Origin of the sequence: Olsenella profusa F0195 (assembly GCF_000468755.1) — a bacterium.
In the GTDB taxonomy this organism is placed as follows: Bacteria; Actinomycetota; Coriobacteriia; order Coriobacteriales; family Atopobiaceae; genus Olsenella_F; species Olsenella_F profusa.
This window is the reverse complement of the sequence record NZ_AWEZ01000029.1, coordinates 24,531-44,713: the sequence shown is the minus strand read 5'-3', so window position 1 is coordinate 44,713 and position 20,183 is coordinate 24,531. Positions and strand designations below refer to the sequence as shown.

Sequence of the window (20,183 nt, the reverse complement as noted above, 5' to 3'; positions counted from 1 at the left end):
TCCTCTCCGATTGCGCTGACGTGCGCATGCACGCAGTCTCCTACTCGAAGTCATGGTCATCGGGGTAGTCAGCCTCGCCGTATGCCTTCTCGTCCTTGTCCGGCTCGTCGTAGTGGAAGATGCACTTGACGGCGGACTTGTCTGCCATCACAGCGAAGCCTTCCTTCCACTGGGAGAGGCCGAGACGATGGGTGATCATCGGCTGGACCTTGATGGCGCCAGAGGCAAGGAGGCGGATGCACTCACGCCAGGAGGTGGAGTCATAGGCCTGGTGACCGATGATGCTCTTGTTCCACTCGGTAATATTGTTGATGGAGAACTCAAGCGGCTTGAAGCCCATGCCCACACGCACGACCTCGCCGTTTGGACGCAGCATCTCAAGGGACTGCTTGAGCGCGATGTTGGCGCCGGAGCACTCGACGACCAGGCCAAGGTTGTCACGACCGCAGATCTCGAGGCAGCGCTTGACGACATCTTCGGTGGAGCCGTTCACGCAGTGGGTGGCACCGACTTCGCGGGCGATGGGGAACCTGGTCTTGACATCGTCCTGGAGGCCGACCATAACGATGTTGACGGCACCCATGACGCGGGCGACCTGGACGGCAAAAAGACCCAGCGGGCCAGTGCCGATGACAACAACGTCCTGGCCAGGCAGGAAGCTCGACTGTTGGGCGATTGCCTTGTAGGAGTTCGCGATCGGGTCGAGGACGGCTGCCTCTTCGTACTTCACGCCTTCTGGGATCTCCCAGATGGCATGGGGGTGAAGCTTCAGGATGCCACCCGGAATCTTTGCATACTTGGTGAAGCCGCCCGTCCCACCGAAGGCCTTGTAGTTGTTGTCGAGGCCAAGGCCCGTCTTGTGCTCGCAGAGCATGAAGTCGCCGCGCTCGCAGGCAGGGCACGTGCCGCAGGCCTTGCCGGCGTTGTCGGACACCACACGCTGGCCAACCTTCCAGTCGGTCACGTTCTCGCCAACCTTAACGATCACGCCGGCAAACTCATGTCCGCGGATGGAGTTGAGCTGATCCGAGGTGTTCGTGCCATCGAGGTCCGCATACCAGTGCTTCATGTCGGCGCCGCAGATGGCGGCCGCCTTCAGGCGGATGATGACGTCATCGGGCCCACACTCCGGAACGGGCATGTCGATGTAGTGATACCCTCCGAACTCGCCCTTGTCGCTGCAGTACCTTGTCAACGCTTTCATGACCTCTCCTCTACCAACGCCGTTTGACCTGTTCCAGACACATCCCCGAAGCACAGGCGATGACGCTGGACTCCCCCGCTTTGCCCTTGGGCAAAGAAGCTCCCAAAGAACGCAGATGAGGGATGGGTTCAGAGAAACTGCTGTCAAGCAATGCGATTTTTCGAATCGGTCCATAAGCCATAGTTCTCATGTGCCTGCCCAGAGTCTCACCTGCACCTTCTCTATATTTGTTATACAGAATTTATTCTGTGTTTCAAAGTTTATTTCTATGTTTTAGACTTTATTATCTGTGAACGGAAGGCTATATGACCCAAACGGTCAAGTTTTCAGATTGAGAGCTGCCATTCCGGGTGCAGGGATGGCTGCCACACCACACGTGTGGTCACAGTCGCCACGGGCATCCTATCGGCATCCGCAGCGTCCTCCTAGGACAATTCCTAGGACATGGTGTTGAATTCTCTTCTCTCTATGCGCCAAACACGTTCTGGCGCAGGAAGTCTGCCACTCCCGCCTCGTCGTTAGAGAGCCGCGTCATGTACGTGGCGTTTTCCTTGCAGATGTCGTTGCCGTTCCTCATGGCAACCGGCACGCCTGCCTCAGCGAGCATGGGAACATCATTCTCCCCGTCACCAAAGGCAGCCACGTAGAGGGGGCTCACTCCCTCCTTTTGGCACAGCCACCGCAGCGCGGTCCCCTTCGAGAAACTGCGGGATGTCACCTCAAGGCCGCATCCGTCATGCCTTGTGTAAGCAAGCTCGGACATGCTGCCCAGAATGTCGCAGATCCTGTCGCCGTCGGCATCGGTTTTGTAGTAGAGGTTCAGGCGTTCCACGCGATCTAGTTTGCCGACGAACTCAGGGATCGATACTTTGATGGGCACTCTCTGCTTGATCACGAACTGCATCATGCCAGGTTCTATGGGAAACTCCCTGATCTTGGCCAAACGCCAGTCCTCCGCATAGGACCGCCCGTTCGCGAAGATGCCAAACTCAAGGTCCATGCTGGAGATCGCCTCATAGAGCGACAGCACCGGCCCTTTGGGCATCTCCCCCTCAAATATGTTCTTAGGGCCATGGGGACCAAACTCCACAATGGTCGCCCCCATGGAACAGACGGCATACCTCACTTGTGGGGTACCGACCAAGGACTCCTGGATGCCAGAGAACATCCTTCCCGTACAGGGAACAAACGCTATGCCCCTCTCGGCCAACTCGCCCACAATCTTCTGGTTGTCAGCTGGCACGGACTTATCGGATGCGAGGTACGTTCCGTCCATGTCGCAGAAGACCATGTCAACCCGCATGGGATCCCTCCCCTCAGCCATGGAGGGTGGGGGTCGCCACGAGGACGGCCCCCGCTCACACCACGCCGCAGGCTATGGCAATGACCTGCGGAGCACAGAGGTGGCTAATCCAGGACCGCGCCCGCCTTGGCAGAGCCAACTTGCTCGGCATAGCGCTTGAGCAGATGTCCGCCATTCTCGTGAACAACGGGCTTCCAGTGGGCCTTGCGCACGGCAAGTTCCTCGTCGGGGACCTCAAGCTCGATGAGGTTCTTGGAGAGGTCGATATGGATGGTGTCACCATCCTGCACCAGCGCGATGGCACCACCGTCAAAGGCCTCGGGACAGAGATAGCCAACGGAGAGACCGCCGGACGCACCAGAGAAGCGGCCGTCGGTGATGACCGCAGAGTTGGGAATGCCCTTCATGATCTCAGTCACGCGGTGCAGCTCCTTCATGCCGGGGCCACCCTTGGGGCCCTCGTAGCACACGATGACGCCGGTGCCCGGCCTTATGGCGTGCTGGGCATAGGCAGCAAAGGCCTCCTCCTCGCTGTTGAAGACCTGTGCGCGGCCGGTCCAGATGTGCTGGTCAGCGGGGACGGCGGAGGTCTTGACCAAGGCGCCCTCGGGAGCCAGGTTGCCATAGAGCACCTGGATGCCGTTGGCAACGGATGCGGGGTCATCCTGCATGCGGATGACGGAGCGGTCCACAGGCACGTCGCGGTCCAAGTTCTGGCCCAGCATCTTGCCGGTGACGGTCATGACGGAGGTGTCGAGGTCCCCCTCGATGGTCTTGAGGACCGCGGGCACGCCGCCGGCCTTGTAGAGGTTGATGCACGAGATATCGCCATTGGGCACCACATTGCAGACAACGGGCGTATGCGAGGTGACCTCGGCAATCTGGGTCCAGGTGACCTCGAGGCCAAGCTCATGCGCGAGTGCCGGCAGGTGGACGAGGGCATTGAGGGAGCCACCGATGGAGGCGAGCAGCTTGACGGCATTGTCCAGCGCAGCCTGGGTCATGATGTCGGAAGGCCTGATGCCCTTGCGCACCAGATCGACCACGCGGGCGCCGGTCTGGCGGGCTGAGAAGCGCCGCTGGCTCGTGGAAGACGGCCACAACGCGCCGTACGGCAGCATCATACCAAGGCCCTCAGAGAGGCATGCCATGGTATTGGCGGTGCCCAGAAACGGGCAGACGCCAGGGCCGGTGTAGTACTTGAGGGTGCCCTCGATCACCTCGCGCTCCGTGGCCTCGCCACGCAGGAAGCGCGCACGCAGGGCCTTGGACTCGCTCGGCTTGATCTCGTCATAGCAGGGACCGGCGGTCACCAAGGCGGAAGGCAGGTCGATGCGCGCGGCAGCGTTGAGCATGCCGGGGATGATCTTGTCGCAGGATCCCATGTAGACCACGCCGTCAAAGACACCCTCCCCCACGATCATGGCCTCGCAGGAGTCCGTGATGAGGTCGCGGTGGGGCAGACAGTAGCGCATACCGGGATGGCCTTGGGCAATACCGTCGCACATGCCTATAGTATTGAATTCGACGGGCTCGCCGCCGGCCTCGAGCACACCCTTCTTGACCTCTTGCGCAAGCTGGTGCAGGGGTTCGTGGCCGGGGCAAACCTCGTTCCAGCTGTTTGCGATGGCAATGAGGGGCTTGTCGGGGTTCTCGAGCGAGTCGACGGAGACGCCCGCAGTCGCTAGGTGCGCCTTCGAGATGGCGCGCTGGAACGGTTCTAGCTGATCAATCTTACGTTTCATTGTATCTCTTCTCTCATAAAGAAGAGGTAGGCGCCATCGCGCCGATGACGTCTACCTCTGTTCGGGCGTGGTCCTTTCGAACCTACTCCTCGCCCTGAGAAGCGTAGGCCTCAATCTTGTCGAGGCCAATCCTCTTCTCGACGAAGTACCAAATACCTGCAAAGGCGAGCATGACAACGACAAGAGCGAGCCAAGGATTGGAGGAGATGGAGCTCCAGAACACGATGGCGGTTTGGGTCATCGAAGGACCCGCCATGGAGGCGATCTGGCCATCAAACTCGAGACCAGTGGACTGGGCAAGGCCAGTCAGATAAGGAGCGGCAAAGGTGCCACCGTAAAGAATGGCGGTCATGACGGGAATGGAGATCAAGATGGAGCGGAAAACGTTGCCGCGGCAGAGGGCTACGACCATGGCAACACGGAAAGTGACAACCGCGAGATCAGCGAGCGGCATCATATGGTTGCCAGGGAGGATGAAGGCAAGGAAGATGGTGATGGGAATCATGACGAGTGCGGTGGTGATGACGTCAGGGTTGCCCACAACGACGGCAGCGTCAAGACCGATGGTAAGCGAACGGCCACCGAAGTACTTGGAGGTCATGTTCTGAGCGGCCTCGGAGATGGGCATGAGGCCCTCGACAAACATGGCGGTCATCTTGGGCATGAGCGCCATGACGGCAGCAACGTTGACACCCGTAAGAAATGCTTGGTCAATCGGCATGAGAGCAAGAAGGCCCATGGCAAGGCCCAGGATGAAGCCCAAAATCATAGGGTCACCAAGAAAGCCGATCCTCTTCTGGAGACCCTTAATGGAGAGGTTCACGTCGCGGAGGCCGGGGATGCGATCGATGACCCAGTTGAGGGGGGCAGCTATGATAATGGAGCTCAGATAAGAGACGGTTGGCAGCGAGACGTCCGGAATGCCGAAGAAGTGCTCAACCAGGGGCTGCGTCCAGTCGCAGAGCTTGAAGGAGAGGATGGCCATGAGGCCGGAGGCGATGAGAGCGAGCACGAAGTTATTGGTGACATAGAACACGAGGATGCCGGCAATCATCATGTGGTGGTAGTTCCAGATGTCGACGTCCATGGTCTTGGTTGCCTTGAGGATGAGCATCAAGACATTGATCCCAAGGATCTCGAAGACCAGGAAAGCGACGATGGGAGAAGCCCAGGTGACGGAGGAGATAGCACCCCAGCCCACATCGGTAATATCGAGGTTCAGGCCGAAATTGGTGACCATCGCGGAAGCGGCGGGAGAAACCGCTGACTTGAGCAGGTTAACCAACAGGTTGATACCTACGAAACCACAGGTGATCGTCATACCGGACTGGAAAGCCTTGACAGGCTTGAGCCTGAAGACGAGGCCCAGGATCGTGATGATCACAGGCAGCATTACGTATGCGCCGGCGCCGAGAAACGCCTGGAACGCAGCATAAATGCCATTAGCAACTACGTCCATTCCCTATCCTTTCTATTTCGCCCGCACACTCTGGCGGACAAATACACGCCCGCTCTTTGCGGACGAAAAACGGCAATTGAAATAAGGCGCTAGTCCTTCAGTGCCTGATAAATCTGCTCCAGAGTCTTATCCGCACCAATGCCCGTAAGAAGGCTGATCGCCATGATGCAAGGGGTCTTGACGTCAGGATCGCTGAACTTGCCAGAGGTCACGATGAGGTCGTACGCATCACCCTTGTCATGAAGCTCGATCATTCTGCATTGGTTGGTCTGGACGTCCAGGCCCCTCTCCTTGCAATAATCCCTGATCTTGCTTGCAACGACGGTGGAGGTCGCCACACCATTGCCGCATGCAACGAGAACGCGCTTTGCCATTGTTAGTTCCTTCCCTTGTGCTCTTGTAGTACGACGTGTCCGCAGGCACGCCTTGTTTCTGTTGTTAGGCCAACCTCTCACCCACGAGCTGATAGACCTCATTCGTATTCGCGGCTGCCACAATCTTTGTCATGAGGCCTTGGTCTTGAATGAGAGCGACTACCTTCTGGAGCATGTCCAGATGGGCATGAGCTTCCTTGAGGGCGAGCATAATCACGAACGAGACCTTACAGGTGGCGTCCTGATCATCCATGCGGCGCCACTCGACAGGATTCTTGAGAACGCCTACGCAAATTGCTGCCCTGTTAACGTTCGAAATGTCGCAGTGAGGCATTGCCGCATTTATGCCCCCGACGTCAAGACCCGTAGGATATACAATCTCACGCTCGGCGATTGCTTGGGGATAGGAATCTTTTGCATAGCCGAGCTTAACAAGCCTGTTCGCTAGATCGCTTTCGGCCATCTGATAATCCTTCACACCATCCAGCAGGAGAATGAGTTCGGGACCAAACGCCATATCGGACATATATACCTCCTCTCCATTATGTGATAGTTGTTTACCAGCGAACCTTTGTCTCGAAGTCAGCAATGGACTGCCTGAGCCCCTCATCGTTCATCGAGACGATGTCTGCGGGTTTGAAGATGCCGGAGCCAATGCCCGCGTATGTGGCGCCAAAGTCAAAGAACTCCTGACAGTTGTCGGCGCTCACGCCACCAACCACCATGAGCGGCATGGGATTGAGAGGTGCCTGGATGTCCTTGAGATACTTGGAACCCAGAATGTCTGCGGGGAAGATCTTGACGATGTCGGCACCCATCTCAAACATGTTCCAAACCTCTGAGGGACTGAAGGCCGAGGGTACGGTCGTAAGGCCCGCAGACGCGCAAATATCAAAGATTTCCTGCGTGAAACAGATGGGAGACAGTGCGAACTTCGCCTCTGCATCAACGGCAGCTCTGGCACGCTCCGTGGAAATGACGGTGCCGGCACCGACCATGACCTCATCGCCAAACTCCGCGGCAACCTTCTTGATAGTCTCTGTCGCACCGGGAGTGTTCATGGCAACCTCGACCGCGCCGAGCTTGGTGCCAACCATGTTCTTGACCACACAGCGAACCTGCTCGTAGTTGTAGCCCCTCAGGATCACGGTAACTTTGGGGAAATGGGTAATGCTGGGATTGATCATGCCCTGCCTCTCCGTTTTTTACAGTTACACCGAAATGAATGGAATCTGTTCTTTGCGACCAGTTAATCATCTAGTCTTCATAAGTTCAATAGCAAAATAATTGTATGAGTTATTTACCTTTATATATGTATTTAATTAACCTAATAAGTGCTTTTATTATTTTTAATATGTATAATTATTTTTTACCACTTTTTTTACACATTATTCCTACATATAAATAACGTTGATATTTCCGTCATTTTCTGTAGTACAGTTAAAATGTGATGTATATAAGTTTCTAGAACTAGAATAAAATTGTTCCCATAGGCAAAAAATGGTTGAGGTGCCCACCTTTACAGTGAGCACCTCACGTGCCGGGCCGTGCAGTACGCATATGCGTTACTCATTCCTTGGCACAATAAACTTTGCGGGAGGCGTGGTCCCGCTCATGGAGATCATCGACTCATACAGGTGCTGCGGGGTCACGGGGTCAGGTGGATCCGCGCCGTCTTTCACGGCAAGGATGTTGTCCACGACGATGTTACCCATGCGGCGGCTTGCCTCGGTAGTGTTCCCCGCCACATGCGGCGTCACCAATACGTTGTCATAGTCATAGTAGGGCTGGTGCTCGGGAGGCTCCTGGCCAAAGACGTCGATGGCAAAGCCGGCAAGCCTCCCCGTCTTAAGCGCATGATCAAGTGCTCCATGACGCACGATACCGGCCCGTGCCGTGTTGATCAGAATCGCCCCAGGCTTCACGAACCTCAGCTCTCGCGCACCGATGAGGTTGCGCGTGGAGTCGTCCAGAGGCAGATGGATGGTGATGATATCGGAGCGTCTCAGCAGATCGTTCAACGTGGTGTAAACGACACCATAGACCGTCGGCTCATTACGCTGTTCGATGTCATAGCCCAGGATATCCATGCCGAAGCCCATGGCGCGGCGGGCGACAGCAGTGCCAATCTGCCCCACACCGATAATGCCGATGGTCTTGCCATAGAGACTCGTGCCCGTTATCTTGTTCCACTTGCCAGCACGCGTGTCAATGACCATCTGTGAGATGTGACGCTCGAGGTCCAGGATGAGGCCGAACGTGAAGTCCGCAGTCTCCTCCCTGTTAGCGGCGGGCGCATAGGTAACCTCGATGTCCAGGTCGCGAGCCTCGGCGATGTCCACACCATCAAAGCCCACACCATAGCGGGCAATAACCTTGAGCTTCTTGAGCTTGCGAATGACGCTTGCGGGGAGGTCATCATTACCTAGAATGAGCGCATCCGCGTCACCCGCGAACTCCAGCATCTCATCCTTGTGGAGGGGCCTGCCATAGGGGTTCAGGCGCACCTCGCACCCGGCAGCCTCAAGCCGCTCAATGGGTTCCTTCGAACGGCCAAACGTGACCGCCGTTGCACACACAATCCACTTCGAGGCCATGGCTCTCCCCCAAACATGCAGAACAATCCGATACCAGCACAGAATACGTGCGATTGCGCATCGTGGTAGGCGCATGAGGCTGCTTCACCATATATGAAGAATCGACAGCCTATCTTAGGCACTTCGGCATCTATAGTGGATAGCACAAATCAGTAGGATCTGTGCCAAGAAGAAACCAAAACCCCCAATCGTGAAAGCGGCGCATAACGCCTTGAGCAGCTCTACCCCGGCACCTTGACGATCTCGCCAGCGGCATGATGGTGCGCCATGTGTCTCCTCACAGAGGATCCTACCTCTACCATGTACGCATACCCTCCCGACTGCCCTAAGGATGGGCATGCCCACGCGACAGAATAGCCGGTGCTTCACGATACGCCCCCCAACGAAGGTGCGTGTCCCATTCAGGATGTTTCGCGCTATTGCCACCGTTGAGATAGAGTAGGGGTCCTTCGACAATCCTGTCGAGGTCGGCGCCTAAGCTCACGTCGGCGCTCGCTGAGGCAATGAGGATCCCGCAATCACCGATGCCCTGGTCAGCAGCGGAGCACGAGAACGCCAAGAACAGTAGATGTGTCCATATACGGTCCGGTCTCGCCTGCGGGCTCAAGCGCATCTACGCCACCCTCCTCATGGCAGCTGGGACCAGCCTCAAGACCATCTCGCCACTCACAGGGCACGTGAGCGTGGACCCCGACGAGAGGACGTCAGCGGCGGCGATCATAGCGCGGCAGATAGCGGCGAGGATGACAACAGTGCAGTATGAGCCGCCTGCGACCCGATGACGGGAAGGATCACCGTGATGGAGTTCTCCATCACTTCAAAGGAGGGCGCTTCCAGCTCGTCACGATAGGACTCCCGAATTCGCAAGACACCCGCCCCGAACTTCTCGATGAGCCAGGGCGGAAGAACACCTCGGCCAAAATTGGGTTCCTAAGCACGGAAACGCGCCCTGCCAGGTACTCTGCCTCAGAGAGACCGGTCGGCAGGCCACCCGGGGAAGAGACCTCGACACGATCGGGAAATTGCTGACACGCACACGAGAGTCCACGTCCCATGTCCTGTGGACCAAGGCGTTGGCAACGGCCTCCCTGAACGCCTCGCGGGGAACCAACTCCTTGAGAGTCCTCGTCATCCCCTCAATCTCCTCGATGCTCAGATGCCGACGGTACATCTCCATGGCCAACCATCAGCAATATCGCTGCAACACGTGAACGGTTGCCTATCTGACCTGGAATGATCCTTGTCACGCCCGCCAATTCCATGCAAGTGTCTGTCCAAGAAACAGGGGGGTACAGAGAGTTGCTACAACGTGAGGGGCAGCAAGAGGAGGCGTGCGCGCAGCGCCCAGAGCAAAAATTAGGGCCGAGCCACTCACGCAACCCCACCTCGTTCACAACGCATACCCTCGGTAAAGCAACCGCATGCCAGAAAGCCGCGCAGGGGAACTCACACGAAACAAGCACCTGAATGCACCTCCTTGCGGAGGTCCCACGCCACCGCTGTACACCTCAACGATATCGACGACGCCAACCTCGTGGAGTCGCTGAGAGGTACCACAACAGAGCTCTGCGATGTAAAGGCCACCATTGATGAGGCTGGATGCGAGACATCTCACCCGACCCAAAGGGCCGCATCTCACTGAAGATGCTCCACATCATCGCTGCGCAGTAGACACACGAGAGTTTCCACGACTTCGAGGTCGTGATTGTCTGCCACGACAACAGATAGGAACACGAGCCGCACGCCCATGTCACGAAGGATGTCTTCGCACACCGCGAGGCACGCAACACGGGGGCGTCGCCGACGTGGAATGGCCCGATGTCGAGGGGAGGCGCCGTCGAGAGGAGCAGGCAACTTGGGAAGGCGACCTCGAACTACGTGCCCGAGGGTTTCCGGGCGCATGGTTTCTGCATGGGGTCGAGCAGCTGCGGCGAGACCTCCTTGATAACCTGAAGATAGTCCTCGGGCGTACCGTCCTCGTCATAGGACGTTATACTCGCCACGTTCTCCATAACCCAGCCCATCCTCACGAGGTCGGAGAGGGCCACGGGCTGCGCCCTGAACTCGTCCGCGCCGTCCCGCACCTGCCAGGTGCCGCGACCCACGCGGACGTTGCCCATCGGCTCCACGTTCTTGCCCACGTACTCGTAGAGCGTCTCGACGTCGTAGCCGTGCTCCCTGGCCTTCTGCTCGTCGAACTCTATCTCGAAGCGCCACGGCCTCCTGCGCTCGACCTCCTCGGCGACGAGCGCGCGCACGTACTCGTCGAGGCCCACCCCGGCCCTCGCTGCCTGCTCGGAGGCCACCCGCGCCGTCTCGGGCGCAAGCTCGACCGTCACCGTCAGCGCCTTGTCATCACATCCCATGGCTAACACCTCCATCTTCTGGGGCCCAAGCATACCGCCAGATTCCGTTCCGATGGGGCTGGCACACCGGACGGCAGACAGTCGCGCCCGAACTGCAGGGAACATGCCGTCGTAGTGAGCCCGCCGGGAAGTATAATTGCCCGGGAATGCGCAGCCACTTTGACTCAAAGACTGTATGGGAGAGAGTGTCCTCCAGGCCAAACGAGGCTTGACATCCCGAATGGCCCACTACATCTGTCTATACTTGGACAGCCGGTTGGACGGCGCGTGGACGAGATGTCTACAGGAAAATGGCCCACCAGCAAACCAGCTGGCAGGCCATCGAGTGTGTGGTGGGCGTTAGAAGATTTGAACTTCTGACCTCTTCCGTGTCAGGGAAGCGCTCTCCCCCTGAGCTAAACGCCCGAACATGTCTGCCGCTCACGAGCAAGCGGCGGTAGCTACTATAGACGATGTCATAGGGAGGCGCAACATCAACCTGTGGCACAGGGAAATCGTGCCCAGACCTCACATCCACATGTGCCGTATGCACGCACTCGTCTGAGCCGCTCGAAAGCGCATGGTCAGAGGACACGGCACCATACGATACACGATCCTTGCCAGTCGGAGCATCAACCACTTATGTCGCATCGTGCTTCCCCACGCTTCTCCCTGCTGGCACCCCCAACTCAAAGGGAAAGGTGCCAGCCCTGTTAAACGCTGCGATAAACATCCGAATGGCGTTGGATGGGGTGGTTCCGATGCGCTCGGTTGCCTCAAAGAACAGCTCTTTCTCCTGGGGCATGACCTTGGCGACAATCGGGGTCATCTTTTCCTTCATGCAGCCCCCAGTGGTTCGTGTGTACTCGTTTATGCCTCGTTGCCCCTATGGTATTACTTCGTATCTTTTTGTAATACCACTCCATAAAAGCATCGCTTATGGGAAAAGAAGCTTCGATGTGGACGCGTTTCTTCAAATATCGTGACGCTGTTGTAGCCACGTGGTGGTGGCAATGGAACGCAATGGCCCCAAGTGCGCGCTCGAGCGTGTGCTTACGGTGCGTCGACGGCGCCCACGGATGACAAAAGCCCAGGATTGAAATTCGTAAAGGCGTCAAATGGCTCTCGATTCCTCGATGAGTCCGCCCTGCGCCTCGATGTCGGCACGCACTTGGGGCCATTTCGTTCCCTCGAGAACAATCGGTGGGAGGCGCGCCGTTATTCGATGCGCCATCCTCCCACACCACCGTGTGTACCGTTCGGTACATGCAGTTCCTAGGCTTAACGCATTTGCAGGTGACGATTGTAGAGGAAAGCCCAACCCAGCTCTGCGAACTTGCGCCGTTGAGTGTTGTGACAGATATGTAGCTTCGTGCGAATACGCTTCCAGCATTTCCACTACACATAGCAAATCTTACGCTGCAGCCACCCGTCGAGCGTGCGCGGCACCTTGCGCATGTCCGCAAGCCGAAAGTAGCCCACCCACCCATTCACCTGTACCTCGTCGAGTTCGCTACTCCGCGCACACTGTCCTACTCAGCGACTCTCTCCACCTAGGTTTGTCCCCTCCCCGTTGGCGCTCTAGGTACTATGGCCTCCGCTGGCGCCTCACAGCTCACCGTTGCTGCAGGCGACCTTGTCGCCACTGCTCCTTCTTGAGACGACTGACTCCTCTGCGTTCTTTTCCCGTCCGTGAGGCCTCCCGGGGTAAAACCAACATCTTTCGCCTCGCGTACCCGCCGCATCTACGTCCGCAGCTTCTGTGCAGCCATCGGACTTCAGCCCGTTTGGTGACCTTGTCCGCTACATCCGCCTCATACGGTTCATGATCCCCGGGTCGAAGTTATGCCTTGGGATTCCTTCAGGTTTTGCCTCACGACGGGCATCCTTGTCCCTGGCTATGCGCGTCCCGTTGCCAGGCGCACTCGGGACTTTCACCCATTAAGTGTATGCCATGCCCGACACACCAAGAGGAGCCGTCCGCATATGCGGACGGCCTTCCCAAGCCCTTGCTTCCAGCTGCCTCAAGCCATAAGAACTGTTCACGAGCAGCTGCTGGCTGACGAGCGTCCTTCATCCAGCGACAGGGCAGAGAGGGATGCCTCACCCCTACTCCTGTGCCGCCTTGAGGAAGTCCTGCGCCTGCTTCCAGCTGGGGATGGACTCTTGGGCCCCCACCTTGGTGATGGCAAGCGCCGCCGCTGCCGTGGCAAACTCCATGCTCTCCTTGAGCGGCATGTCATCGGCCAGGCATGTCGCCAGGGTGCCCGCATACGTGTCGCCAGCGCAGGAGGGGTCGACGACCTCGACCTTCCTGCCGGGAACGCGCACCATCTCACCATCCACGAGCGTCACGGAGCCACCGCCCTTGAGCGTGATGACGCACTGCCTGACGCCCCTGCCTGCAAAGAACTCAAGCGCCTTGGCGCAGGCGCCATCGTCCGTCGGCGCGATGCCACTGAGGATGCGACAGTCCGTGCGGTTGATCACCAGGAGGTCGAGCCCCGCATACGCCTCGTCGGGCAGCTTCATGCCCTCCACCACCGATGCGCGCAGGATGACGAACAGATCGTTGCGCTTGGCGCAGGCAAGCGACTGCATGGCAACGTCGATGCCCCCACCCAGGGACATGAGCAGGATGTTGCTGTGCTGCCCCAGGCCATGGATGGCCGCACGAACCTCCTCGTAGGACATCTTGGCGTTGGCGCCGGGGTCGGTGACTACGCTGCGCTCGGTGCCGCAGCGCAGCACGAGCGACACGCCCGTCTCGTCACGCGCTGTCACGCTCACGTTGTTGACGGAGACGCCATGCTCCACGAGCTCGGACGTGAGCTTGCGACCGTAGTGGTCGTTGCCCACCTTGCCCACCATGAAGGTCTCGGCACCCATGCGCGCGGCGGCCACGGCCTCGTTGCCGCCCTTGCCGCCGGGCGTTGCCACAAAGTTGCTGCCCCTCAGGCTTTCACCTGGCACGGGCAGGCGGTCGCACTCCATCGAAAGGTCCATGTTGAGGCCGCCGTAGACGATGATCTTCTTCATGAGACTCAGACTCCCTTCAGCAGACCGCACCCTAGCGAGAAGGCACGGTACCGGCCATCATCCTGTCAAACATGACCTTGTTGGCCGCATGCTCCGCAGAGTCATCCAACGGCTCGAGATCACCCTCACCATACCTGCGCTTTAGGGCACGTGACAACAGATAATCGGCGACACCGGGATTCTTGGGCAGGAGTGGCCCATGCACATAGGTGCCCACCACGTTCTTGTAGAGGCAGCCCTCATAGCCACTCTCACCGTCGTTACCGCTTCCGTAGAGCACCGTGCCCAGAGGCTCCACGTCCCGCCCCAGATGCGTGCGGCCACCATGGTTCTCGTACCCCACGATGGGCTGTGGGCTGATGCGACTCCTCACGGCCACGTTGCCGATGAGGCGTGGCTCGTCGCGATCGGTGTAGAGATCGACGAGCGCAAGCCCCTGCACGCGCTCGTCACCCATGAGATAGTAGTCCCCGAGCAGTTGGTAGCCGCCACAGACGGCGGCGAGCACGCCACCGTCCTCCACGAAGGCCGCCAGCTCCTCGCGCTCCTCGAGCAGGCTCTCGCACACGATGCGCTGCTCGCAATCGGTTCCACCGCCCACAAAGACAAGGTCGACGTCCGAGAAGCTCGGACGCTCCCCCACGTGCACCTCGCGTACCTCGCAGCCCAGGTGGCGCCAGGCCAGGCGGCTCTTGAGCACCAGGATGTTGCCAGAGTCCCCGTAGAGGTTGAGCAGCTCCGGGAAGAGGTGCGCGATGCGCACCGTATGCACACCGTCAGCCATGGCGCTCCCCCAGCCTCTCCAGCTCGGCCCGCGCGGGAAACAGCGCCGAGTAGTTGGCCAGCACATAGAGCGGGCGCTCCTTGGGGAGCGAGTCCGCCCTGCGGACAGCCTCCTCCACGCTACCCACCACCTCCGAGGGCAACCCGGCGTACTTGAGGCGCACTTGCACGTCATTGGCACGGGTGCCCCCCGTATAGAGGCGCAGGTCGTCCTCATCGCGGAAGCGCTCGAAGTCCACGTCCCAGATCCACGAGACGTCCGTGCCATCGTTGGCGTTGTCGTTGACGAGCACGAGCACGACCTTCCTGCGCGTGTCCTGCTCCAAGAGGCCGATGTTCTGGTTGAGGCCGGCCGGGTTCTTGGCCAGGTTGAGCACGGCCTCGCGCCCATCCACGTCAAAGTGCTGCAGGCGGCCGTTCTTGGGGTGGTAGGTCTTGAGCGTCTCGTTGAGGTCGCCTGCACCGGCACCACAGAGCGTGGCCGCCGCAAAGGACGCAAGCAGGTTATAGACCATGTAGGTGCCGCCGAACGAGGCGGATACCGTGGCGGAGGCGCCGTCGGGCGCCGTTGCCACAAAGCGCACGCCCTCACGGCCAACCTTCACGGCGGTCGCCGTGAAGGCGAGGTCGGGGCGGGCGAAGTCGCACCGGGGGCACGAGAAGGCGCCCAGCTGGGCATAGCTGCGGTACCCATAGGAGAGCTCCGCCCCGCAGCTGGGGCAGAAACGCGCCTCGGGCACGCGGTCGGGCACCACATCGAGCGGCTCCGCCACCCCAAAGGCCAGCACCTTCGTGCCCTCCTCATGCGCACGACGCGCGACCCATACGGACAGCGGGTCGTCCCCGTTGACCACGAGCGCTGTGGCGGGTGAGGCGGCAAGGGCGCGCACGATCACGTCCTGCACGCGATCGATCTCACCGGCACGATCGAGCTGGTCACGAAAGAGGTTGAGCAGCACCAGATAGTGAGGCTGCAGGCTCGGCAGGATGTTGATGGTCGAGAGCTCGTCCGCCTCGATGACGCCCACATCCGCAGAGCGGCCGGAAAGGAGCGCCGACACCACACCTGGCGCCATGTTGGCACCCACACGGTTGCAGAGCACCTTCCTGCCGGCATGCTCCAGCGTGCTGGCGATGATGTTGTTGGTGGTCGTCTTGCCATTGGTGCCACACGTGACCACGGAACCCCAGGTGAGCTTGTGTGCCAGCTCGCGCATGAGCATGGGGTCGATCGAGAGGGCGACGCGCCCCGGCAGCTGCGACGCACTCCTGTGCACGACATGGGACAGGCCCCAGTGGACAAGACGACCGGCACCGATGGCGATGCCCGAGCGAATGCCCATCTATGCCTCGGCCTCTGGGGAATCGGTCGCGTCCTCGTCGGCCACAGCACCGCTCTCGGCCGCGTATTCCTCGGGCGTGAGCACGTCCTCGATGCGGAGGTTGACACCGGCAACCGAGAGGCCCGTCATCCCCGTGACCTCCTTGACCACGGCCTTCTTGACATCCTCGAAGACCTGGGGCGCATAGGAACCATACGTGATGAGCACGCTGACGTTCACGCGAACGGAGGAGTCGGACGTGACCTCCACCGTGACGCCCTTGCGCGAATCGCTCGCACCAAAGGCATCCTGCACGCGGTTGAGCCAGCTGCCCTTCATGCCGATGACCCCCGGGACGTCGCGCATGGCGATGGCCACGATCTTCTCGATGACGCCATTGGAGAAGGTAAGGGAGTCCTCGGAGCTGAGATCCTCCGCGCCCTCGTCGCCAGACGCCTCCGCGTGCATGGTGACGAGGTCGTTGTCATCCGAGGTGGACAGCGAGACGTCCTGCACGGGGGCAGACGCGGCGCCCTCGGGCACGGGAACGGGAGTGGAAGTTGTGTCGGACACGATATGCCTCCCAGGGTGTTAGCGATTGTCCGAGAAGACCTTGCGCACGGCACGCACCACGCGCGGGTTGCCATCGAAGAACTGGCCGATGGCGACCCCGATGGCGACGCAGATCACGATGAACAGCGTGCGCCAGAAGCCGATGCCAAAGATGAGCAGCGCCACCACGAGCCCGCAGATGCCGCCCATGACGCTGTGCTGACGACCAGGAAACGTGGCCTTGAACCACCGGGAGGCGCTGCGCATGGTGTCGGAGAAGGTGCGCAGGGACCCCTCGGCCGGCACGTCATGCGACGCCGCATCCGAGCGAGTGTCCACCTCCGTCGTGGGGTTGTCGTCCGCCATGGCTATTCCCCTCCTCGAGCATGAGCGTCCATACCGTACCCACCATCTGAGCCCTGCGAGAGGTGCAGCGTGATCTCTGACGTGTCTGGCTGCGCCGGGGCCTGGCCGCTCGCGACGGGCGCTGCCGGTGTGGGAGCCGCAGGAGCCTCTGCGGGCGCTGCCGCCTCGTCCGCCTCGGCGTGCGAGGCCTGCTCGTCGAGGGAATCGAGGGCGGCGTATTCGTTGGCGTTAACGAACTCGATCCCCACCCTGTCCACGTTGTCGCCGCAGACGGTCCTAAGGCCCTCCACGATGCGATCGTGCAGGGCAACGCCCTCGGTGACGGTATCGATGGTACGGAGCGGCTGCACGCGACAGGACACGCACACATGGCCATACCTCTTGGCACGCACGGCCACACGGCGGGCGCGCAGCGTACCGTCCTCCTCGATGACGTGCGTGGCCTGGCTTGCGATGGCATCCCGGGTGATTGCGATCTCGTCGGCCCCGGCCCTGCCCACCACCACGACCTTGCGATTGCGCGTGAGGAGGGCCACCAGCAGGCAGACGAGCAGGCCGACGCCCGTGATGACCACCAGGACCTCGAGCGTGGCATAGTACCAGTACTCGCGGAGCATGCGCGTCATCGTGAGCGTCCAAGGACCAACCCACGGCAGCGAGAGGCATGTCAGCGACACGAGCCCTGCCAGGCTGAAGATCAGCATGCATATGCGCTTGAAGATGCCCATGCGACTCCTTCCATCCCCGTCATCGTATAGGATAGCGCAGGTGGGTGGCAACAAGGCACACGTCCCCAGAAGATGGGACGGGTCCTGCATGCATCGAGCTCATGGGCCTCGGACACCGCGGCTAGCGGCCGTGCCGGGCGCTGGCCCATTGGCCGCAGCGCTTGAGCATGTCCATACGCATGGTCACGTAGTGCTTCTCGATGAGATCGGAGAGCCAGCGCGCCGCACTCACCACGATGCCCGTGCCAAAGAAGCCCAGAAGCGCATCCACGACCAACACGCCAGCGGCGACGAAGCGGACGATCTGGCTCGTCCCCGCGACATCCATGCCGCGCACCGCAGACAGTGCCGCCAACGGAAGCTCCAGCAGGCCATACACCTGGTTGCGCACGAACCCCGAGAGCGACGAGCGATAGCTGCCCTTGCGGCGCACCTCCACATGCACGCGCGTGACGTTGGAGACGATGCCGTTGACGATCTCGCGCACGGCACCGGAGAAGCCCCCGGCAAAGATCTCGTAGAGCAGGAAGTAGCTGGGATAGACCGCTGCCATCAGCACCTCTACCAAGCTGGAGAGCGGAGCCGTGGGGCTCATGTCAAAGTTGGCGCGGTTGTCGGGCAGCAGCGGAAACGTGCGCCACCACACCAGACCGAGGAGGGTGATGAACACGAGCCGCAGCAGCGCGGGCCCCAGCAGCGTGCGGCGCAGGCCGTGGCCGGGCGCGTCGACAGCGACATTGGCCTCGTTCTCCATGACGGCGCTACGGGGGTTGCCGTTCTCGTCCCAAAACAGCGAGTCATCCAGCTGCGTCTCCACGGAACGGTCCCCGGAGGGCGCGACGTGCACGCCCACACCCCTGTTGTGGGCGGCCCCACTCACCAGGTCACGATGAATCGTCTGGGAGGGATTGGCGTCAAAGAGACGCTTGAGCGTGGCGTAGGCACGATTGACCTCGATCATGCGCTGCTGGGCAAACTGCTGTGAGATGCCGTTTCGGGCCGCGTTGTCGGGATGGTACTCCTGTGCGAGCGCCTTGAAGGCCTGACGCAGCTCGTCTGTGCCATAGCGCTCGGGAAGGTCGAGGACCTTCTCGGCCTCTGCCTGGGTCATGTCCGGTCTTCTGCTCATGGGTGATGGTCACCTTTCGGCTGAGACGTGCATGGGCGGGGTGCGCGGCACCCCATACGAGTGCGGCGACCCGTAGGTCGCCGCAACTGGTTGCCAGATGCGCACAGGCGCAGGTAAAGAGCCTACTCCTCGTCGAGCTGGGCGGCCACCTCATCGGAGATGCTCATGGTGCTGTAAACGTTCTGGACGTCATCGAGCTCCTCGAGGCGGTCGATGAGGCGCTGGACCTTCTTGGCGTCAGCAAGCCCCAGCTCGGTCGGTGTGGTGGGCACCATGGTGAGCTCGGAGCCCTTGACGTCGATGCCCTGCACCTCAAGGGCCTTCTGGACGTCCTGCATCCTGTCATAGGCGGTGTAGACGATCCACTGGTCGCCCGCATCCTCGTAGTCCTCGCCCCCGGCCTCGGCGACGGCCATCATGAACTCGTCCTCGTCGGCGGCATTCTCCTTGTCGGGGACCTTCTTGTCGTCGCTCTTGATGACCTTCTCCACGGCGATGGAACCCCTGCGCTCGAACTGGAACGCGACGGAGCCGGTGGTGCCCAGGTTGCCACCCGCATGCGTGAAGGCGGAGCGCACGTCGGCCGCGGTGCGGTTGAGGTTGTCCGTCAGACACTCCACATAGAGGGCCACACCCGCGGGGCCGTAGCCCTCGTAGGTGACCTCCTTGTACACGACGGCATCCGCCCCGGTGCCAAAGGCCTTGTCGATGGCGGCCTGGATCTTGGCATTGGGCATGGAGACCATGCGGGCACGCGCCACGGCGGCGGCAAGGGAGGCGTTGTTGTCCGGGTTGGGGTCGCCACCGTTGCGCGCGGCAACGGTGATGTTACGCGAATGCTTGGAGAAGAGCGCGGAACGCTTGGCGTCGATTGCGGCCTTCTTGTGCTTGGTAGTGGCCCACTTAGAGTGTCCGGACATGCACGTCTCCTTCTGAACGTGGTAGAAACAAACGAATGATATACGAAGGCAGACACGCCAGACAAGGACGGGCGCCTGTCTTCAAACGAGCGACATGAGCGATGGCTGGCCGGCATGCGTGGGCGGCGGGACGGCACCTACCCCTTGAGGATGCCCCCCAGGCGCCTGGCCGCACCCTGCACGGCGGGTGACATGTCTGACACCGCGCGCGCGTACTCGCCGTCATGCTCCTGCGCAGCCGCAAATGCCTGACGTATGCGTTCGGCAGACACGCCGTTCATGTCCATCTGCTTGCGCATGTAGGTCTCCATGTCATC

Annotated in this window: 21 protein-coding genes and 1 tRNA gene; all 22 read right to left on the bottom strand. The window is 60.3% G+C overall.

Annotated features, from left to right (window positions below; translation table 11 throughout):
* Positions 1-40: 40 nt before the first annotated feature.
* Complete coding sequence (locus HMPREF1316_RS03700) at positions 41-1,204, bottom strand: zinc-binding dehydrogenase (RefSeq protein ID WP_021725605.1); 1,164 nt, start codon at positions 1,202-1,204, stop codon at positions 41-43.
* Between the two features lie 466 nt (positions 1,205-1,670).
* The gene (locus tag HMPREF1316_RS03695) at positions 1,671-2,507 is read right to left on the bottom strand and encodes an HAD hydrolase family protein (protein WP_021725592.1); all 837 of its coding nucleotides are present in this window, start codon (positions 2,505-2,507) and stop codon (positions 1,671-1,673) included.
* A gap of 104 nt (positions 2,508-2,611) precedes the next feature.
* Positions 2,612-4,252 (bottom strand): dihydroxy-acid dehydratase, encoded by a 1,641-nt coding sequence (gene ilvD, locus HMPREF1316_RS03690; protein ID WP_021725596.1) that lies wholly within the window; start codon positions 4,250-4,252, stop codon positions 2,612-2,614.
* A gap of 82 nt (positions 4,253-4,334) precedes the next feature.
* Positions 4,335-5,711 (bottom strand): PTS galactitol transporter subunit IIC, encoded by a 1,377-nt coding sequence (locus HMPREF1316_RS03685; RefSeq protein ID WP_021725617.1) that lies wholly within the window; start codon positions 5,709-5,711, stop codon positions 4,335-4,337.
* Positions 5,712-5,800: 89 nt separating this feature from the next.
* The gene (locus HMPREF1316_RS03680) at positions 5,801-6,085 is read right to left on the bottom strand and encodes a PTS sugar transporter subunit IIB (RefSeq protein WP_021725553.1); all 285 of its coding nucleotides are present in this window, start codon (positions 6,083-6,085) and stop codon (positions 5,801-5,803) included.
* A 64-nt stretch (positions 6,086-6,149) separates the two neighbouring features.
* Complete coding sequence (locus HMPREF1316_RS03675; protein WP_021725579.1) at positions 6,150-6,611, bottom strand: PTS sugar transporter subunit IIA; 462 nt, start codon at positions 6,609-6,611, stop codon at positions 6,150-6,152.
* 31 nt (positions 6,612-6,642) lie between these two features.
* A complete protein-coding gene (locus HMPREF1316_RS03670; protein ID WP_021725550.1) occupies positions 6,643-7,272 on the bottom strand; it encodes a bifunctional 4-hydroxy-2-oxoglutarate aldolase/2-dehydro-3-deoxy-phosphogluconate aldolase in 630 nt (209 codons plus the stop codon).
* Between the two features lie 378 nt (positions 7,273-7,650).
* A complete protein-coding gene (locus HMPREF1316_RS03665) occupies positions 7,651-8,682 on the bottom strand; it encodes a phosphoglycerate dehydrogenase (protein ID WP_021725589.1) in 1,032 nt (343 codons plus the stop codon).
* Between the two features lie 812 nt (positions 8,683-9,494).
* Positions 9,495-9,737 (bottom strand): ATP-binding protein, encoded by a 243-nt coding sequence (locus HMPREF1316_RS15010; RefSeq protein ID WP_084620832.1) that lies wholly within the window; start codon positions 9,735-9,737, stop codon positions 9,495-9,497.
* 819 nt (positions 9,738-10,556) lie between these two features.
* Positions 10,557-11,048 carry a hypothetical protein gene (locus HMPREF1316_RS13105; RefSeq protein WP_051332904.1) on the bottom strand — a complete coding sequence of 164 codons (492 nt, stop codon included), beginning with the start codon at positions 11,046-11,048 and terminating at the stop codon, positions 10,557-10,559.
* 330 nt (positions 11,049-11,378) lie between these two features.
* A tRNA-Val gene (locus HMPREF1316_RS03650) sits at positions 11,379-11,453 on the bottom strand.
* A gap of 214 nt (positions 11,454-11,667) precedes the next feature.
* Entirely contained in the window at positions 11,668-11,868 is a 201-nt protein-coding gene (locus tag HMPREF1316_RS03645) for a type II toxin-antitoxin system RelB/DinJ family antitoxin (RefSeq protein WP_040651244.1), read from the bottom strand.
* Between the two features lie 557 nt (positions 11,869-12,425).
* Positions 12,426-12,509 (bottom strand): hypothetical protein, encoded by an 84-nt coding sequence (locus HMPREF1316_RS15005; RefSeq protein ID WP_370873233.1) that lies wholly within the window; start codon positions 12,507-12,509, stop codon positions 12,426-12,428.
* Between the two features lie 627 nt (positions 12,510-13,136).
* A complete protein-coding gene (locus tag HMPREF1316_RS03640) occupies positions 13,137-14,066 on the bottom strand; it encodes a ribokinase (protein ID WP_021725620.1) in 930 nt (309 codons plus the stop codon).
* Positions 14,067-14,097: 31 nt separating this feature from the next.
* Positions 14,098-14,850, bottom strand: coding sequence for a type 1 glutamine amidotransferase (locus tag HMPREF1316_RS03635; RefSeq protein WP_021725585.1), 753 nt, complete (start codon positions 14,848-14,850; stop codon positions 14,098-14,100).
* Positions 14,843-16,192, bottom strand: coding sequence for a MurT ligase domain-containing protein (locus tag HMPREF1316_RS03630; protein ID WP_021725565.1), 1,350 nt, complete (start codon positions 16,190-16,192; stop codon positions 14,843-14,845). Before HMPREF1316_RS03630 ends, HMPREF1316_RS03635 begins: the two co-directional genes overlap by 8 nt.
* The gene (locus HMPREF1316_RS03625) at positions 16,193-16,744 is read right to left on the bottom strand and encodes an Asp23/Gls24 family envelope stress response protein (protein ID WP_021725567.1); all 552 of its coding nucleotides are present in this window, start codon (positions 16,742-16,744) and stop codon (positions 16,193-16,195) included.
* 18 nt (positions 16,745-16,762) lie between these two features.
* Positions 16,763-17,089 (bottom strand): DUF2273 domain-containing protein, encoded by a 327-nt coding sequence (locus HMPREF1316_RS03620; protein ID WP_021725584.1) that lies wholly within the window; start codon positions 17,087-17,089, stop codon positions 16,763-16,765.
* Positions 17,090-17,091: 2 nt separating this feature from the next.
* The gene (gene amaP, locus HMPREF1316_RS03615) at positions 17,092-17,817 is read right to left on the bottom strand and encodes an alkaline shock response membrane anchor protein AmaP (protein ID WP_021725572.1); all 726 of its coding nucleotides are present in this window, start codon (positions 17,815-17,817) and stop codon (positions 17,092-17,094) included.
* A gap of 121 nt (positions 17,818-17,938) precedes the next feature.
* Positions 17,939-18,946, bottom strand: coding sequence for a J domain-containing protein (locus tag HMPREF1316_RS03610; RefSeq protein ID WP_021725547.1), 1,008 nt, complete (start codon positions 18,944-18,946; stop codon positions 17,939-17,941).
* 122 nt (positions 18,947-19,068) lie between these two features.
* On the bottom strand, positions 19,069-19,866 hold the full coding sequence (locus HMPREF1316_RS03605) for a YebC/PmpR family DNA-binding transcriptional regulator (RefSeq protein ID WP_021725562.1): 798 nt from the start codon (positions 19,864-19,866) through the stop codon (positions 19,069-19,071).
* 137 nt (positions 19,867-20,003) lie between these two features.
* Positions 20,004-20,177, bottom strand: coding sequence for a hypothetical protein (locus HMPREF1316_RS13995; RefSeq protein WP_021725577.1), 174 nt, complete (start codon positions 20,175-20,177; stop codon positions 20,004-20,006).
* Positions 20,178-20,183: the final 6 nt, after the last annotated feature.

Coding starts and splice junctions, on each gene's coding strand:
- HMPREF1316_RS03640 (WP_021725620.1), bottom strand. CDS start 14,066: ATGAAGAAGATCATCGTCTACGGCGGCCTCAACATGGACCTTTCGATG.
- HMPREF1316_RS03680 (WP_021725553.1), bottom strand. CDS start 6,085: ATGGCAAAGCGCGTTCTCGTTGCATGCGGCAATGGTGTGGCGACCTCC.
- HMPREF1316_RS03685 (WP_021725617.1), bottom strand. CDS start 5,711: ATGGACGTAGTTGCTAATGGCATTTATGCTGCGTTCCAGGCGTTTCTC.
- HMPREF1316_RS13105 (WP_051332904.1), bottom strand. CDS start 11,048: ATGGGATGTGATGACAAGGCGCTGACGGTGACGGTCGAGCTTGCGCCC.
- amaP (WP_021725572.1), bottom strand. CDS start 17,817: ATGGGCATCTTCAAGCGCATATGCATGCTGATCTTCAGCCTGGCAGGG.
- HMPREF1316_RS03645 (WP_040651244.1), bottom strand. CDS start 11,868: ATGAAGGAAAAGATGACCCCGATTGTCGCCAAGGTCATGCCCCAGGAG.
- HMPREF1316_RS03670 (WP_021725550.1), bottom strand. CDS start 7,272: ATGATCAATCCCAGCATTACCCATTTCCCCAAAGTTACCGTGATCCTG.
- HMPREF1316_RS03620 (WP_021725584.1), bottom strand. CDS start 17,089: ATGGCGGACGACAACCCCACGACGGAGGTGGACACTCGCTCGGATGCG.
- HMPREF1316_RS03700 (WP_021725605.1), bottom strand. CDS start 1,204: ATGAAAGCGTTGACAAGGTACTGCAGCGACAAGGGCGAGTTCGGAGGG.
- HMPREF1316_RS03630 (WP_021725565.1), bottom strand. CDS start 16,192: ATGGGCATTCGCTCGGGCATCGCCATCGGTGCCGGTCGTCTTGTCCAC.
- HMPREF1316_RS03665 (WP_021725589.1), bottom strand. CDS start 8,682: ATGGCCTCGAAGTGGATTGTGTGTGCAACGGCGGTCACGTTTGGCCGT.
- HMPREF1316_RS03635 (WP_021725585.1), bottom strand. CDS start 14,850: ATGGCTGACGGTGTGCATACGGTGCGCATCGCGCACCTCTTCCCGGAG.
- HMPREF1316_RS15010 (WP_084620832.1), bottom strand. CDS start 9,737: ATGGGACGTGGACTCTCGTGTGCGTGTCAGCAATTTCCCGATCGTGTC.
- HMPREF1316_RS03605 (WP_021725562.1), bottom strand. CDS start 19,866: ATGTCCGGACACTCTAAGTGGGCCACTACCAAGCACAAGAAGGCCGCA.
- HMPREF1316_RS13995 (WP_021725577.1), bottom strand. CDS start 20,177: ATGGAGACCTACATGCGCAAGCAGATGGACATGAACGGCGTGTCTGCC.
- HMPREF1316_RS03675 (WP_021725579.1), bottom strand. CDS start 6,611: ATGTCCGATATGGCGTTTGGTCCCGAACTCATTCTCCTGCTGGATGGT.
- HMPREF1316_RS03610 (WP_021725547.1), bottom strand. CDS start 18,946: ATGAGCAGAAGACCGGACATGACCCAGGCAGAGGCCGAGAAGGTCCTC.
- HMPREF1316_RS03695 (WP_021725592.1), bottom strand. CDS start 2,507: ATGCGGGTTGACATGGTCTTCTGCGACATGGACGGAACGTACCTCGCA.
- ilvD (WP_021725596.1), bottom strand. CDS start 4,252: ATGAAACGTAAGATTGATCAGCTAGAACCGTTCCAGCGCGCCATCTCG.